Origin of the sequence: Kineosporia sp. A_224 (genome assembly GCF_002198655.1) — a bacterium.
Lineage (GTDB): Bacteria > Actinomycetota > Actinomycetes > Actinomycetales > Kineosporiaceae > R-H-3.
Genome location: NZ_MWLN01000042.1, coordinates 1 through 14,655 on the forward strand (window position 1 = coordinate 1; position 14,655 = coordinate 14,655).

The 14,655-nt window shown below is 69.7% G+C and carries 15 protein-coding genes and 1 pseudogene; 10 read left to right on the plus strand and 6 right to left on the minus strand.

What is annotated here, in order from left to right:
- Positions 1–457: 457 nt before the first annotated feature.
- The 3 genes from EDJALFJO_RS03140 to EDJALFJO_RS03150 all read left to right on the plus strand — a co-directional run bounded on the left by EDJALFJO_RS03140 (position 458) and on the right by EDJALFJO_RS03150 (position 3,699).
- Positions 458–874, plus strand: coding sequence for a hypothetical protein (locus EDJALFJO_RS03140; protein WP_143448261.1), 417 nt, complete (start codon positions 458–460; stop codon positions 872–874).
- Positions 875–973: 99 nt separating this feature from the next.
- The gene (locus EDJALFJO_RS03145; protein WP_088282138.1) at positions 974–2,563 is read left to right on the plus strand and encodes a hypothetical protein; all 1,590 of its coding nucleotides are present in this window, start codon (positions 974–976) and stop codon (positions 2,561–2,563) included.
- 83 nt (positions 2,564–2,646) lie between these two features.
- Positions 2,647–3,699, plus strand: coding sequence for an NAD-dependent epimerase/dehydratase family protein (locus tag EDJALFJO_RS03150; protein WP_088282140.1), 1,053 nt, complete (start codon positions 2,647–2,649; stop codon positions 3,697–3,699).
- 78 nt (positions 3,700–3,777) lie between these two features.
- On the opposite strand, the pseudogene EDJALFJO_RS36265 reads toward EDJALFJO_RS03150, so the two are convergent.
- Together EDJALFJO_RS36265 and EDJALFJO_RS03160 are read right to left on the minus strand one after the other, a co-directional pair.
- A pseudogene (locus EDJALFJO_RS36265) lies at positions 3,778–3,982 on the minus strand (toxin); the annotation flags it as partial.
- A gap of 28 nt (positions 3,983–4,010) precedes the next feature.
- A complete protein-coding gene (locus tag EDJALFJO_RS03160; protein WP_198949957.1) occupies positions 4,011–4,244 on the minus strand; it encodes a ribbon-helix-helix protein, CopG family in 234 nt (77 codons plus the stop codon).
- 673 nt (positions 4,245–4,917) lie between these two features.
- Between EDJALFJO_RS03160 and EDJALFJO_RS03165 the strand changes: the two genes are divergently transcribed.
- Both EDJALFJO_RS03165 and EDJALFJO_RS03170 read left to right on the plus strand, forming a co-directional pair.
- Positions 4,918–5,277 carry a hypothetical protein gene (locus EDJALFJO_RS03165; RefSeq protein ID WP_088282144.1) on the plus strand — a complete coding sequence of 120 codons (360 nt, stop codon included), beginning with the start codon at positions 4,918–4,920 and terminating at the stop codon, positions 5,275–5,277.
- Positions 5,278–5,594: 317 nt separating this feature from the next.
- Positions 5,595–6,602 carry a hypothetical protein gene (locus tag EDJALFJO_RS03170; RefSeq protein WP_088282146.1) on the plus strand — a complete coding sequence of 336 codons (1,008 nt, stop codon included), beginning with the start codon at positions 5,595–5,597 and terminating at the stop codon, positions 6,600–6,602.
- Between the two features lie 245 nt (positions 6,603–6,847).
- Here EDJALFJO_RS03170 and EDJALFJO_RS03175 read toward each other — a convergent pair whose 3' ends face one another.
- Positions 6,848–7,522: a response regulator transcription factor gene (locus EDJALFJO_RS03175; RefSeq protein WP_088282148.1), complete on the minus strand. Its 675-nt coding sequence runs from the start codon at positions 7,520–7,522 to the stop codon at positions 6,848–6,850.
- A gap of 160 nt (positions 7,523–7,682) precedes the next feature.
- Between EDJALFJO_RS03175 and EDJALFJO_RS03180 the strand changes: the two genes are divergently transcribed.
- The 3 genes from EDJALFJO_RS03180 to EDJALFJO_RS03190 all read left to right on the plus strand — a co-directional run bounded on the left by EDJALFJO_RS03180 (position 7,683) and on the right by EDJALFJO_RS03190 (position 10,542).
- Complete coding sequence (locus EDJALFJO_RS03180) at positions 7,683–8,213, plus strand: hypothetical protein (RefSeq protein WP_088282150.1); 531 nt, start codon at positions 7,683–7,685, stop codon at positions 8,211–8,213.
- A gap of 121 nt (positions 8,214–8,334) precedes the next feature.
- Positions 8,335–9,384 carry a hypothetical protein gene (locus EDJALFJO_RS03185; protein WP_088282152.1) on the plus strand — a complete coding sequence of 350 codons (1,050 nt, stop codon included), beginning with the start codon at positions 8,335–8,337 and terminating at the stop codon, positions 9,382–9,384.
- Positions 9,385–9,387: 3 nt separating this feature from the next.
- Complete coding sequence (locus tag EDJALFJO_RS03190; protein ID WP_088282154.1) at positions 9,388–10,542, plus strand: sensor histidine kinase; 1,155 nt, start codon at positions 9,388–9,390, stop codon at positions 10,540–10,542.
- Positions 10,543–10,759: 217 nt separating this feature from the next.
- Here the strand turns inward: EDJALFJO_RS03190 and EDJALFJO_RS03195 are convergent, their stop codons facing one another.
- Entirely contained in the window at positions 10,760–11,734 is a 975-nt protein-coding gene (locus EDJALFJO_RS03195) for a GNAT family N-acetyltransferase (protein WP_088282156.1), read from the minus strand.
- Between the two features lie 129 nt (positions 11,735–11,863).
- Complete coding sequence (locus tag EDJALFJO_RS03200; RefSeq protein WP_088282158.1) at positions 11,864–12,550, minus strand: TetR/AcrR family transcriptional regulator C-terminal domain-containing protein; 687 nt, start codon at positions 12,548–12,550, stop codon at positions 11,864–11,866.
- Positions 12,551–12,698: 148 nt separating this feature from the next.
- Between EDJALFJO_RS03200 and EDJALFJO_RS03205 the strand changes: the two genes are divergently transcribed.
- Complete coding sequence (locus EDJALFJO_RS03205; RefSeq protein ID WP_088282184.1) at positions 12,699–13,394, plus strand: DUF4386 domain-containing protein; 696 nt, start codon at positions 12,699–12,701, stop codon at positions 13,392–13,394.
- 164 nt (positions 13,395–13,558) lie between these two features.
- Positions 13,559–13,867 carry a hypothetical protein gene (locus EDJALFJO_RS03210; protein WP_088282160.1) on the plus strand — a complete coding sequence of 103 codons (309 nt, stop codon included), beginning with the start codon at positions 13,559–13,561 and terminating at the stop codon, positions 13,865–13,867.
- Positions 13,868–13,898: 31 nt separating this feature from the next.
- Here the strand turns inward: EDJALFJO_RS03210 and EDJALFJO_RS03215 are convergent, their stop codons facing one another.
- Positions 13,899–14,558 (minus strand): hypothetical protein, encoded by a 660-nt coding sequence (locus EDJALFJO_RS03215; protein WP_143448262.1) that lies wholly within the window; start codon positions 14,556–14,558, stop codon positions 13,899–13,901.
- Positions 14,559–14,655: the final 97 nt, after the last annotated feature.

Here is a 14,655-nt window from a genome sequence, read left to right on the forward strand (position 1 = left end):
CCGGGTACCGCTTGTTGCTCCGTGCCATGACTCCAACCTTCCCAACGATCGGAGTCTCCGGACACGCCGGGGCGGTTCAGACGCTGCGGGTTTTGGAGCAGCGGGCGAGGAGCGAGCCCGCGACGGTTCCCACCGCCACCGCTCTGAGGTGCGGGAACGCGGTCATACCCCCCGTGGGTATGACCGCGTCTTCGTGTTCTGGTCTCAGTTCTCGTCCACTCTGGATGTCTCGTGGGGCGGCTCGATCCTGTCCGCGGACGTCCACCGGGGTCCGTCGTGGTCCGGGTCCGGGGCCCCTTGGCGGTGGTACCTACCGCGGAAGCGGGCGTGGCGGTGTCCGCGGGCGGTCAGGCTGGTTCGCTCAAATGGGCGCTGTGGATGACTGGGTCGTTAACGTCGTGTCGTGCAGATGCATGTGACGCTCGTCCGCGGCGGCGATGGCCGCCGGATGCTCGCCGTGCAGCTCGTCGCGGACGTCGGCCCTCAGACGGACAACCTCTTCGGGGCGATGGCGGAGCTGCGGCGGGTGCCGTCGTCCGACCCGCGGGCGGCGATGATCGGTGTCGAGCCGGGCGATGCTGCCTCTCGGGTTGATGCGGAGGTCGGCGACTGGTCCCGGTTGATCTCGGTCACGCACCTGCTCGGGTGGGGTGTGGAGGAGGCGTCCGGTGGCTGGGCGCCTGGGATGGTCCCCGTCCGTGAGCTGCTGGATCCCGGAGTCGGTGAGCGAAGCATCGGGATCAGCGTGCGCCCGGGTGAGAACCCGCTGCCGTTCCTTGTGGATGTGGACGAGGCGCCGTCGGGTGCGTACCTGATGACGTTGGGCCCACGGACCGTCCCCGTCCTCATCCCTCCACCGGACCGTCCGTCCTGACCCGCACAGACTCGACCGTCCTACGTGAAGCGGCCGTGCTCGGCCGGAACCTGAGCCGTAGAGTCCGGGCATGTCCCGCAGTGCCGAGAGTCCGCGCTGATGGCGCATCTCGAGGTCACCCTCGGTCTTGTTGCGGACGGCCTGCGCGTCAATTGGCGTCTGGAGGGGGCTGAACTGAGTGCGGGCACGCGTCTCGGCCACTTGGCGATGTCGATCGCCGGCGCGCCGACCAGCAAGCTCGATGGGAACGGGCTGACTGCCACTGACGAGATCGGCTCGATCACCCTGGCTGAGTCCCTGGTGGATGGCCCGGATGGCGACCTCCGGGTGTGGACGGTGGAGCGGTCGACTGCCGGCACGGTCGATGTGTCCTACGTGGCCCGACCCGTGAACGCGCCGCAGCGACCGGCGGTCCCACCGATCGATCTCCGACGGGAGGGTGACGGTCTGTCCGGCGCGTGCGCATGCTTCCTGGTCCTGCCGCCCGCCACGGAGAACATCAGCTTCAACCTGCGCTGGGAGCCGTCGGTCGCGCTCGATACCGATCAGCGCTGGGCCAGCGTCTGCAGCCTCGGAGAAGATGCTGGCCGTGATGGTGGATTGGCAGGTGCGGGCCTCGAGCTCCTGAGCGACACCTACGTCGTGTGCGGTGACCTGGCCGCCGGCCACTACCGCGACGGGGACATGTCTACGTGGTGGTTGACGCCGCCGGCCTTCGACGTCGAGGCCTTCACGGCCCATCTGGGCTGGACGTACCGGCTGATGGCGGAGCAGTTCGAGGCGCCGGCTCGGCCGTACCGGGTCTTCCTGCGGGCCAGTCCCCACCAGGGGTCCGCCGCGTCGGCGCACCCGGCGTCGTTCGTCATGACGGTGAACCCCGAGGGCCCGGTGAACGAGCGGCTGCTCTACTCGACCGTCGCTCACGAGCTGGTTCATGAGTGGCTTCATCTGGACGGCCAGGCCGAGGAGGTCACGTGGTTCAACGAGGGCGCGGCGGACTACTACTCCTTGGTCATCCCGTTCCGCGAGGGGCTGATCGATCAGTCGACGTTTCTGGGTGAGGTGAACCTCGCTGCCCGCATCGGGTACGCCAGCCCACTTCGTGAGTTGACTCTCGACGAGGCTTCACGTCGGTACGACGAGGACTTCCGGGCACGCCGACTCGCGTACGTCCGCGGGATGTTCTACCTGGCCGACCTCGACGCCCGACTCAGGAACGCATCGCCGGACGGTCTCGGGTCGGTCACCGAGGTCGTGAAGCGTGTGCTGCGCTCGCAGCGTGCCGGCGAACACGTCGGAGTTGAAGAGTGGTGCGCTCTTGTCGCTGACCTGGTGGGCGCCGACGAACGGCCGGCCCTCGAGAGCTTCGTCTTCGTCGGAGACGGCCGCCCCGGCACCGAGTCCTTCGGTCCCACGTTCACGGCGGCCGAGATCGCGGTGCCCGTCCTGGACGTCGGCTTCGACGCCTCGACCTTCGTCACGCGCCGGGCCACCGGCGTGGTCGCCGGTGGAGCAGCGGACCGCGCAGGTGTGCGGGAAGGCAATGTCTTGCAGTTGCCCGGCTACAGCGAGGCCGTCGGTTTGAACGTCGGCGACAGCCTGAAGGTCGAGATCTCTCGTGACGGCGAGAAGATCCCGGTCAGCATCCCGCTCCGAGGCAGGACTGCCCCTGTGCCGCAGTGGCGATGAGCCAAGTAGCGAATCCAGGGCGCGTCTCGCCTTGGCCCACGTCTCGAAGGTCCTGTCTGAAACCCTCGTCTTAGGGTGCCGGGGTGGGAAGAGCAATCGTCTTGGGCGGCAACGGGCAGGTTGGCAGCGCGGCTGCGCGGCAACTGGTCTCCGCAGGTTGGGAGGTCACATCCACCGGGCTGACCGAGGGCCGTTTCCCTCAGGATCTGCGGGACGCTGGTGTCCGCTTCGTGCGGTCGGATCGGTACAGCGCCGAGGACCTCCACGACCTGCTCCGAAAGGGTGCAGATGCCGTGGTCGACTGCGTGGGATACACCGCTGCGCACGCCCGACTGCTTCTCCCGTTCCAGCACGGCATCGGATCGCTGGTGTTCATCTCGAGCAAGGCCGTCTACGTCGACGACCAGGGCCGACACTCCAACTCCGATGAGCCGCCTGAGTTCGCTGCTCCGGTGACGGAGGCGCAGCCAACCGTGACGCCATCCGACATCGACTACAACTCTCGCGAGGGATACGGCCGCAACAAGGTGGCCGCTGAACAGGTTCTCCTGGACTCCACTCACCTGCGTGTGAGCGTCCTTCGGGCGTCGCGGATTCACGGCGTCGGGGCCGGTCGTCCGCGTGAATGGGTGTTCGTCAAGCGCGTGCTCGACCGCCGGCCGCATCTGTTGCTCGCTCACGGCGGCCGGGGAGTCAACCACCCGACCGCAGCGGTCAACCTGGCTGCGCTTGCGGAGTTCTGCGCGACAAACCCCGGGATGCGCATCCTCAATAGCGCGGACCCCGACGCACCGGACGGCCTGGCGATATCCAGGATCATCGCGGCGCACTTGGCGCATTCGTGGAGTGAGGTCCTCCTCGACTCGACCGCACCACCCGGCCTTGGTGACCATCCGTGGAACACGATGCCGCGCTTCGTGCTCGACACCTCCGCCGCCGAGCGGCTCGGGTTCGTCCCTGTCGGGGGCTACGCGGACACGGTTGGTGCAGAGATCGACTGGCTGGTCGCCGCGGCGCGCTCCGGTGACCCCACTGCGGCACTTCCACGGCCGCACGATCCGTTCTTCCTGCCCTTCTTCGACTACGCCCGCGAGGACACGTGGTTGGCAGGACGGCCCCAACGCAGCCAACTGTGAACCCCGGATCTACCGCGTTCCAAGCCTCCCGTTGGCGCCACAAGTCGGGTGTCTGCCCGACCTCGCGCGCGAGACTCGGGGCAGGAGGTCCAGGTACTTCTTGCGTGCCGGCATGGCGTGGATGACCATCTCGTCTCCGCTGTCGAAGACGAGGACGACGGTTCTCGAGGAGGCGTGCCGTGGTGTCGAACCCGAGCCGAAGCTCTCGGGCCGGGGAGCCGTCGTCGAGAGGCTCGATCCACAGCGGCCACTCGGCGGCCTGGACGGCGTCCTCGACGGAGATGCCGTGCTTGAGGGCGGCCGGGTGAACTTCACGCTGCGAAGTGCGCGAGCGCGGCCCGGATGAGCTCCGACCTGCTCATGTCGTTCTGGGTCGCTGCCGCGTCCAGGGCGGCGAGCTCCTCGGCGGTCAGTCGGACCGCCACCACCTGCATCGGCTCGGCTCCACGGCCGGGGCGGCCGCGACCACGACGCTTCAGCTCGTCGACGTCGTAGCCGGCTTCGGCCTCGTCGGCCCACTTCTGGATCTGGTCGTCTGTCACCACATGTTTATCGTATGACGAAAATCGGCTGCGGGTCCAGTGCTGGCCTCGGAGCCTCAGAATCCCAGCACCGGGTCCCGATCGACGGGCTGGGCAGACCATCGGCGCCAGAGTCGACTGGTCTCAGTTCTGGTCTGATTCGCTGGCGGCCAAGTGCGTCCACCGGCGTCCGAGTGGATGTCGTGACCTGCGGGGACGTGCCCGACGGACGCGCCTGGACGCCGGTGGGCAGTTCTCGAAAGCGTGTGAGGGTGCAAGCCCACTGTGGGATTTGGGAGACGGGGCGACGAAGGAGCCACGTCGGTTCCCACCGCCACCGCTCTGATCTGCGGAAGACGCGGTCATACCCCCTGTGGGTATGGCCGCGTTTCTGTGTTCTGGTCTCAGTTGTCGTCCACAGTTCGCGCCCTTGGTGAGTTCGGACGCCGTCCAGGGACGTCCATCCAAGTCCAGGACGGTCCACGCCAAGCCCCGTCTCGGGTCGTACATGCTGCCGCGGCGTGCGCAGCGGCGTCCGCCACGGTTTGTCACGGTTCACTGAAGGGAGGATGCCTGACCGGCGACGGGCCGCCCGACGCTGGGGACGCAACGGTTCAGCGTCACGAGCCTGCCGCCGCTGAGCGCACGGGCGCGCACGACCCTCGATGCGCGCGCTCGAGTCGGTAGCGTTCCGAGGATGGACCTGCGGCTGTTGGATGACGTGGAACTCACCAGTGATGTGCCCGCTGAGGTGCTCGCCGCCGCCGGCAGTTTCGCGCTCACCTATCAGCGGTCGGTCAGGGCAGCAGCGCTGACACGGATCAGCCTGCCCGGGATCGGTCTGACGGAGGGCGGCAGGCCCGGGCTCGACGCGGAGGTGTTTCAGGACCGCCTCGTGTGGCTGGTGCAGATCGCCGATGTTCCGATCCCATGCCACGGGCCGCCAGGCGCTGGGTTGCCGCCCAGCATGGTCGGAGACATGATCGCCTTCGTCGATCCCGCGACGTTCAGGCTGCTACGTCTGGAGTCGGCGCACGATCCCAAGGACGACGTCTAGCGCGGGGCGAATGCCTTGGCCATGGTTCCGGATTCCGCGACGATGGAGCAATCACCGCTGGTGGACCTACGCGGCCGCGTGCGCAGCCGGTGGACTGCGACGTCGGGGACTTGACCGCCGACCGCGCCCAGGTATCGCGGCCGTCACTCAGGGCATCGCCGTATTGGTCAGGTCGTCCGCGGCGCCGGAGTGCGAGCCCAGGTGGGACGCCGCGCCGAGCGGCGTCGCTCAGTCGTGTGAGCGGGGCGAGGTGCTGCGACGTGTCGGCGCCGAAATGTCGGTCGCGAGTGTGTCGACCGTGTGGTGATGATGAGCTCATGGAGGACGAGCACGTACAACCGGAGCAGCGGCTCTTCGACGTGGCCTCGGGCTGGTACCCCGAGCCGGGTGCACGAGAGCCGAAACGTCTCATTGAGGCCGCTGTGCAGTGCCTTGTCGATGGCTTGGATTCACCGAGCCTACGGATCCTGGCTGGCGCCTCCTCTCTGGACGAGCCGGCCACGATCAAGGAGCTGCTGGAGGCGTCGCTCACAGAACTCGGTATTCCGCGCCCCGATCCGTCCGCTCCGTGGAAGGCGGTCGTGCATCAGGGGCGTGTGCTGTCTCGTCGCGCCGCTGATCGCGTCCGGTTCGCAGTGCAGTTGGCAGACGACTCCGTCGGTGGTCATGAGGTTCTGATCTTCGTCAACGATGTGGACGTAACGCGGGCCGGCGCAGGCATGGGGATGGAGCCCTTCGACCTGCTGATCCCACGGAATCGGCTCGTCGCGACAAAGGACCCTGTGCGCGTACCGATTGCCCGGTGCGATTGCGGGGTGTACGGGTGCGGATCCACCGACGTGACGATCCTGCGTGACGGGGACGTCGTGCATTGGGAGTGGGCCGTGGAGAAGCCCATGGGCCAAGGGGTGACCTTCGCCGCCGATGAGTACGACGTCGAGGTCGCCCGGGTCGCGGCCGATCGCCGGTGGGAACGTCCCGAGGACACGTCCGCCCGCCTCGTGCTCGAGGACTCGGACCGAACGCACCTCGCCAGCCACGGGCTCAAGCTCGACTGGGTTGCGAAGGACTACCGAAACCCGCGCCTGCTCCTCGTTGCCCTGTCCACCGGGAACAACGACTACCGCTCCGCTGAAGCCGGTTACCAGATCTTCGTGCGATTCGGTCGCGCTGACCGCACCCCCGAGGCGGTTGCCGCCGAGGCGGTCGATCACCTCGGTCTCGTCCCAAGCACCTGGCAGGCGAGTTGGCGCGCCACCAAGCCGGGAGTCGAGGTGCCGCCGGCTATGGCTGGTGCGGACTGGACGTGGGAGCGCTTCCCGTAGCCGATCGGAGGTCCGAGGCATCGAATGCTTCAGACCCCGTGGTCTCGGTTCTGGTCTCAGTTGTAGTCCACGTTTCACGGCCTTCCGGCGGCCCCAGCGGCGTCCACCGCCGTCCCCGGGGGTTCGTTCGAGTCCGGTTCCGGCGGCCGGGAGTGCCGGTACTCGCCATGAAAGCGTGTGTGAGGGATGGAAGCGGGCGTCGTGGCGTCCGCTCACGGTCGTGTGCATCTGAGGCGTTGCGGCGACTACTCGGGACCGCCTCGCCGCACGAACCCGCTTTCGTACGCCAGGACGACGGCCTGCACGCGGTCGCGCAGGTCGAGCTTGGCAAGCACCCGCGCGACGTGCGTCTTGACCGTCGTGTCAGCGACGACCAGTTCGCCGGCGATCTCGGCGTTGGAGAGACCGCGAGCCATCAGCCGTAGGACGTCGAGCTCGCGGTCGGTGAGTGAGGCGAGCACGGCGGGTGTTCCGGTCGGCGGAGCGGCGGTCACCGCCGCGAACTGCTCCACGAGACGGCGCGTGATGGAAGGCTCGATGAGGGCGTCCCCGCCGGCCGCGGCGCGGACGGCGGAGACGAGTCGGGACGCCGGGGTGTCCTTGAGAAGGAAACCGTAGGCACCGGCTCGCAGCGCCCGGACCACGTACTCGTTCAGGTCGAAGGTGGTCAGGACGACGACCCGCGGTGGGTGTGCCGTTGCCATCAGCCGCTCGGTGGCGGCGAGCCCGTCGAGGATCGGCATCCGGATGTCCATCAGGACGACGTCCGGCCTGACCCGCGCGACGACGTCCAGCACCTCGAGCCCGTCAGCAGCCTCGCCGACCACCTCGATGTCGTTCTCGCTCTCGAGGATGACCCGGAAACCGGCACGCAGAAGCTGCTGGTCGTCGGCTACCACGACACGGACCGGCTCCGTCATCCGGCCATTGTGGTGGTAGGGCCGGTCGTCCTGGCGTCATCCTCGAGGACGACGCCGATGCGAAAGGTCGTCCTCGGTGAGGACGACCGCGACGTGACGCGATTCCTAGATTCATCGTCGAGCCGGGTGGTCCGGCGGGGCATCGACGGGAGGAGCCACGATGAGCACGGTCTTCACAGGCGTCCGAAGGGGTGACGTGGCGCTCGCCGCGGTCGTGACCGCGGTCGGCGTGCAGCAGACGGCGATGAACGCTGGTGCTCCCGCGGACTGGGCGGTCCGGATCGACTCGCACTCGTGGTGGTCGGTGCCGCTGTTCGCCGCGGCGACGCTGCCCCTGCTGTGGCGTCGTCGGAGCATGTTCGTCGTCCTGGCGGTCACGGCGGCAGCGCTCGCCCTCCACGTCCTGGCCTTCGGCTGGATGGTTCGCTGCACGGCCGGGCTGGTGCTGACGGCCGCGCTGGCATACTCCGCGGGGCGGCTCCTCGAGGACCGGTCCCGGCTTGTCGGGCTGGCCGCGGTGGTCGGGGTACAGGTCCTTGTCCTCGTCGAGGACTCGGCCGCAGGATTGGAGATCCTCTGGGCGGCGGCGCCCATCGCGGCAGCCTGCTGGGGTGCGGGATGGTGGCTGGAGCGAAGCGCTCGGTCCAGGACCTCCGATGCCGTGCCGTCCCGCGTGGGCGCCGGCGTCTGACCGGAACGGCCGAGGTACGGAGGTGGGGACGATGGCGGGTGCCCAGGCGCAGGGGCGCGGGCACAGGTGGTTCGCTGGTGTTCGACCCGTCGACGTCGCCCTCACGGCAGCCCTATGCGCGGTGACCACCTGGATGGTCGCGCTCATGGTGACGAGCGTGGGGTGGGCTGTCCGCGTTGACTCCCACTCCTGGTGGCAGCTGCCGGTCTTCCTTGCAGCGACCGCACCGGTGCTCGTGTGGCGGCGTCACCTGGGGACCGCACTCGGGGCCATGGTCGGGGCCATGGCCGTGCACGTGCTCGCCTTCGGGCACATCGTCCGCTGCGGTGCAGGGCTGCCGGTCGCGTTCGCCGTCGCGTTCCTGGTCGGCTGCGCGAACGACCGCCGGCGGGGCGTGCCGTTGCTCGTCGCAGCGGGCGTGTTCACGACGCTCGTCCTTGTCCGGGACACTGCCGCCGGCCTGGCCCTCCTGCCCGTCGGGCTCCTCGTCCAGGCCGCGCTCTGGGCCGTGGGGCAGGTCGCCCGGAGCAGGTCGGTGCTTGCCGACGAGCTGCGAGCCCGGACGCGGGAGCTGCAGGTGCTGCGTGACGAGCGGACGACGCTGGAGGTCGCCGACGACCGTGCCCGGGTGTCCCTCGAGCTCGAGTCGCTCCTCGATGAGCGGCTCGCCCGCCTCGAGCTGGCCGCGTCCTCGCAGGACGCGGGGGCGGCTGTCTTCACCCGCATCGAGGAGGACAGCCGCCGGACGCTGGAGGACATGCGTCGGGTCGTCGGGGTGCTCCGCGGAGGGGAGGTCGCTCTGGCCCCCGCGCCGTCCGTCGCGCACGTCGAGGGGTTGCTGGCGCGGCGGGGGAGTGCTCGCCTCAGTGTCGACGGCGACCCGCGAACCTTGCCGCCGAGCCTGGAGCTGTCGGCCTACCGGATTGTCGAGCATCTGCTCTCGGTGCTCGACGACGACCCGGACTGCGCCGTCGCGCTCGGGTTCACGGACGACGCGCTGGAGATCCGTGTGGCCGGCCGGGTGCCGCGCGGGGCGGACGTCCGGGGGGCGGTCGCCCGGGCCCGGGAGCGGGCACGGCTGCACGCGGGCTCGCTCGAGGCAAAGGTCGGCAGAGGGCAGGCCCGGGTCGTCGCGACGTTGCCGACAGCCGTCACGACAGCGATCGGCTGAGCAGTGCAGCGGACGGCCGGGGCGGCGCACCGGACAGCCGCGTGGGCGCGCCAGAACTGGCACCTGCTCGGTGCCGCCGTCGCGGTGCTGCTCGTGCTCGTGCCATACGTCGACGGACCCTCGCCACGGACGCCCGTCCAGTGGCTCGGTGTCGCATGCCTGGCCGCGGGCGCAGTCACGCTAGGAGGCTGGCGCGGCTGCCCCGCGGTGGTGGCCGTCGCCGGGCCGCTGCTCGTCGCCGTCCCGCTGTTCACCGGGCCGGAGCCACCTGACAGTGCCGTCGTCGTCGTGACGGCCTATGCCGTGCTCGTCGGGGCCACGTTCGGCGGCCGGGCGGCGTGGGGAGCCGGCGCCCTGTTGGCGGTGTGGCTGCTCGGTCTCTACGCGGCGTCCGGAGGCTGGGCGAGCCCGGGGCTCGCCGTCCTCACCGTGCCCGGGTACGCCGCGGGAACGGTGCTGCGACTGCGCCGCCGGACGGCGGAGGCACTCCTCGAGCGGGTCCGGGAGCTCGACGAGGAGCGCGAGCTGTTCGCGCAGGTCGCCGTCCGCAACGAACGTGCACGAATAGCTGCCGAGCTGCACGACATCGTGGGGCACGCGCTGAGCGTCATGGTCGTCCAGGCCGCGGCAGGCCAGCGGCTCGCTACGCGGGACCCGGATGCCGCACGGGCGTCGCTGGAGGCGATCGCTGAATCCGCGCGCCAGGGCCGCGCAGACTTGCAGCGTCTCGTCGACCTGCTCGGCGGCACGGACGTCTCTGTGTCCGCGAACGGCGCCGGCGACCTCGGTCTCGTCGACGAGGTCGTCTCACGGGCCGCGCGCAGCGGGCTCGACGTCACGTGCCGGTTCGAAGGCGACCGCGACGTCATCGAGCCCGGTCGGGCGCATCTGGCCTTCCGTGTCGTCCAGGAGAGCCTGACCAACGCGCTCCGCCACGCGCCAGGCTCCGTGGTGCGGGTGCTCGTCCGGGGCGAGTCAGGCGGTCGCCGCCTCGTCGTTCGGGTGGAGAACGACTCCGCGCCGTCCACCGCGCGCAGCGACCTCACCGGCGGCGGACACGGTCTGCAGGGGTTGCGCGAGCGTGTTCTCGACGCGGGCGGCTCCTTCGCCGCGGGGCCTTCCGGCGAGGGCGGCTGGCGGGTCGAGGCCAGACTGTGAGGTGCCTCGAAGAGCGCCAGTGGGCGGCAGTGGCTCGACGGCGGTCTCACTTCTGGTCTCAGTTGCGTCGTTCACCGGCGTCCGTCAACGTCCACGGGCTGGTAGTGCCCCGTGGGAACGTGCTCGGTATGCGCGCGTGGATGTCGGCGGGCAGCTCTCGAAAGCGTGTGACGGTGCAGCTCTCCGTGGGTGCAGATCCCACCGCCACAGCTCGGGATCAGGGCGGTTCGATGCCGTAGCAGACCTGGGTGTCGTCGGTGACGAACCCGGCACGCCGCGCGAACCCGAACGCCCCGCTCGAGCTGTCGGCGGCGACCCTGAGGCTGGCCCGTCCGTAACCCTGGTCCTGCGCGGCCCGAAGCGTGTGCGAGATCAAGGCATGGGCGACGCCGCGCTTGCGGTAGGCGGGCCGCGTAGCGATGACCCTGAGGTGCGCGTCGCGGATGCCGGTCGCCGCGGTCTCCGCCTCCCAGCAGACGGTCAGCAGGATCCCGGCCGCCGTCCCTGTCCGGACGTCACGGAGCAGGAAGCTCAGCTCGGGCCGGAAGTTCGCGTTCACGGCCCACACCTTCCATTCCTCGGCGCTGAGGCGGGCCGAGCCGTTGGTGTGGAAGGCATCGTTGCGGACCGCGCGGAACTCCTCGTCGGTCTCGGCCGTGTAGCCCTCGATCCGCAGGCCGTCTGGGATCGGCGCGACCGCACTGGCGGCGCCGAGCGGATGTCGCATGTGCAGGTTCCACCGCGTCGCCGTCATGCCCGCCGCGCTGTACAGGGTGACTGCTCCGTGGACGTGCTCGCCGTAGACGGCTTCGACGACCAGCCGGAGCGTGGGGTGGTGCCGCGCGTGCAGCGTCCGGGCGGTCTCCAGCCCGTGGCGGAGAAGCTTCGTCCCGAGTCCCTGGCGACGACGGGCGGGGTGGACCGCGCCCGCAGCCTGCATCCGGTGGACGACCTCGGCCGTCGGCTCGTAGTGGACCGCCGAGAAGCCGAGCATCGTCGGGCCGTCGAACACCGCCAGGGTGGACGCCGGGAGGTCGACGATCGGTGAGTCCAGCTCCTCGGCCGCGTCCTCCACGGTGTACCGCCCCCAGACGTGGTCCTCCGCGTCGACCGCGTTCAGGAGGTCGGCCATCGCCGGGGCGTCGGACACGGCCAGCGGCCGCCACGTGAGGTTCTGCGACTCGGCAGTCATGCTCGCGACCCTATGGAGCCCGGGGAGTGCTGTCGTCGCGATTTCCGGCTCGGCTCCGGTCGGGACCGGTCTCAGTCGCGGTCTCACGTGCCTGCGATCGGAGGCGTGTTCGTCGGCGTCTGCGCCGACCTACTCCTTGAGTCGTTCGAGCCCGCTCAGGATCAGGTCGAGGGTGAACTCGAACTCGACCTGGCTGTCGCACCAGCCGAGGACAGGATCGGAGGGATCGTGGATCTCGGACGCCACCATGGCGGACAGGTGAGGTAGGGCCTCGGCCATGGCCGCCAGGTCCGCCTCTGCCTGGTCGCCCTGCACGCCGTCGGCGGCCGGCGCTGGACTGAAGATCTCCTGAGTGAAGCCGAGCGACATGCTGCCGAGGGTGTGCAGTGCCCGATGCGCCAGGCGATAGGAGAAGCCTGCGCCCACGAGAGTGCCGACGATCCCGTCGAAGTACGGGTACAGGCCCACCGGGATGGTCTCGCGAGATCCGAGCAGTCCCGGCGCCCACGGATGACGCAGCATCACCTCTCGCGCCGCGAGGAACTGCCGTCTGAGTCGTGCACGCCATTGATCGGCGCCGTGCGGGCCGAGGTCGTCGACCGCGGCCAGGATCTCGGCGACCACGGTCTCGACGACGCCGTCGAGCAGAGCCTCCTTGTCCGGCAGGTGGTAGTAGAGCGACATCGGCTCGACGCCGACGGCGGTGGCGAGCCGCCGCATCGTCAGTGCCTTGATCCCCCCGACGTTGACCAGCGCCACCGCGGTGGCCAGCAGGAGCTCACGACTGAGCGGTTGCCGGAACGCTCTCGCTGCCACGGGTCTCCTCCCGGTCCGGATGATCGCTCGATCCACACTATTGACACCTTACAGGCTAAGGATCCACACTATTTGCACCTTACAAGCTAAGGTAAGGTCTTCATGTCTGCCCTCTCGTGGCAGCCGACGGCCCGTGAAGGAGCCGCACATGCCCGCACGGATCCGGACCGCCCGCATCACCGGGCTGTTCTACCTCGGCCTCGCCGTGACCGGCGCCCTCGGCTTCCTGCTCATCCGCCCGCGGCTCTACTCGGCCGGTGACCCCGCGGCGACCCTGGCCAACCTGGTCGCGCACGAGCCGCTCGCGCGCGCCGGAGTGGCCCTCGAGATGCTCATCGTGGTCACCCAGGCGCTCGCCGCTGCGTGGTTCTACCGCCTCTTCCGCGCGGCAGACCAGTTCGCTGCCCTCGGGATCGCTGCCTTCGGCCTCGTCAACGCGATCGCGGTCCTCGTCAGTGCGGCGCTCCTGGCGACGGCAGTCGAGGTCGCGGTCAGCCCGGTCGGTGACGCAGCAGCCACGGTCCAGCTGCTCTACCTCGTCAGCGGCAACCTGTGGGGAGTGGGAGCGCTGTTCTTCGGCCTGTGGCTCATCCCGATGGGGTGGTGCGTGCTCCGCTCGGGGTGGATGCCTCGCGCCCTGGGGTGGACCCTCGTCGTCGGCGGTGTCGGGTACCTGCTCAACGCGTTCGCGAACTACCTCGCCCCCGGTGCGTCGGCCGCTGTCGACGCGCTCACCTTCCCCGCGACCGTGGGTGAGTTCTGGATGATCGGATACCTGCTCGTCCGAGGCGTCCGTCGTCACGGACCGGTCGAGACCGCCCATCACGTGCCCCACGCCGCCTGAGCGACTCGGTCCGGACGCCGTCGCGGTGGCTATCGCGGACGAGGGCGTGCCCGCCGGCCGCGGGCAGTACGGCGGAGACGAGCCGGGACGCCGGCGCGTCCTCGGTCTCCTCTAGTCTCCCGTTCCAGTCTCAGTCGGCTACCGACCGGTCAGGCAGGAGCGTCGTGGACGAGATCGTCGTCGAGATCTGGGTTCCGTTGGTGAGGACGACCACCGAGGGGTATCCCTTCCCGTGGATCGAGGACGTCGAGGCGTTCCTGGAGGAGCTCGACCAGGCGGAGGTCTTCGACGACGGGGAAGAGATCGGTGAGCACTACGTCTTCTTCGTCTCGGGTGCGGACGAGGACGTCCTCCTGGCAGTCGCCGGCCGGGTAGCCGCGTTGCCGGGGGTTCCGGGCGGCGTGCACGCGATCGTCACCAGCGCCGATGCGCCCGGGTTCGGCCAAGGCCGCAAGGTCTCGCTGACCCCGTAGGTCGTCGGCAGGCCCTCGTTCCGGGCCCCGCTCAGGGCATGTAGATCTCGTCGATCCGGACGACCTGGGTGCGGTCGTCGATGACCTCTGTGACGAGCCTGACCAGGGTGCGGGGGTTCTGCTGCACCTGGTCGACCAGCTCGTCGGGCGTCAGCCGGTCCGACTGCGTCCCGTTGCCCGGCCCGAGCTGCTGGTTGCCGTTGATGACGGCGTCGGGGGACACGACGACGTTGCGCAGCTTCGGGTTCTCGTTGAGGTAGTAGTCGCTGTACGGCTCCTCGTCCGGCCAGTGCTTCTTCTGGTAGTCGATCGCTTCCTGGCCGGTCAGGCGGGTCACCCTGTCGTAGCTCACGCCGAACCCGGCCGGTGTCGCCCGCCACGCGTCGACCAGCTCCGCGTAGATCGTCTCGCGCGGAGCGACCGTGCCCGGCTGCTTCTTCACGGCGGTGGCCCCCGTGGAGGCGCCGCCCGAGGAACGCGTCGTGGGGGACGCGGACGACGGCCGCGAGCCGACCTGCTGGACCGTCGGCGGAGCGTCATCGGGGGCCACCGCCGTCGCGGCCGGGCTGCTCGGCGCTCCTGCCACGGTGCCCGTGGTCCCGGCAGAAACGCAGGCCGCGAGCGCGAGGCCGGCCCCGAGCGCCAAGAGAGCGACAGCCGTGAGCCTCGCGGTGCGGTACGTCGTCCTCATGGTGTTCCCCTCGCGCGCTGGGCCGGTGGCCGCGGATCGAGCACGGCACCGGTAGGAACGCCCGAAGATCGTTCTGATACGTCGGGCCCGATCGATG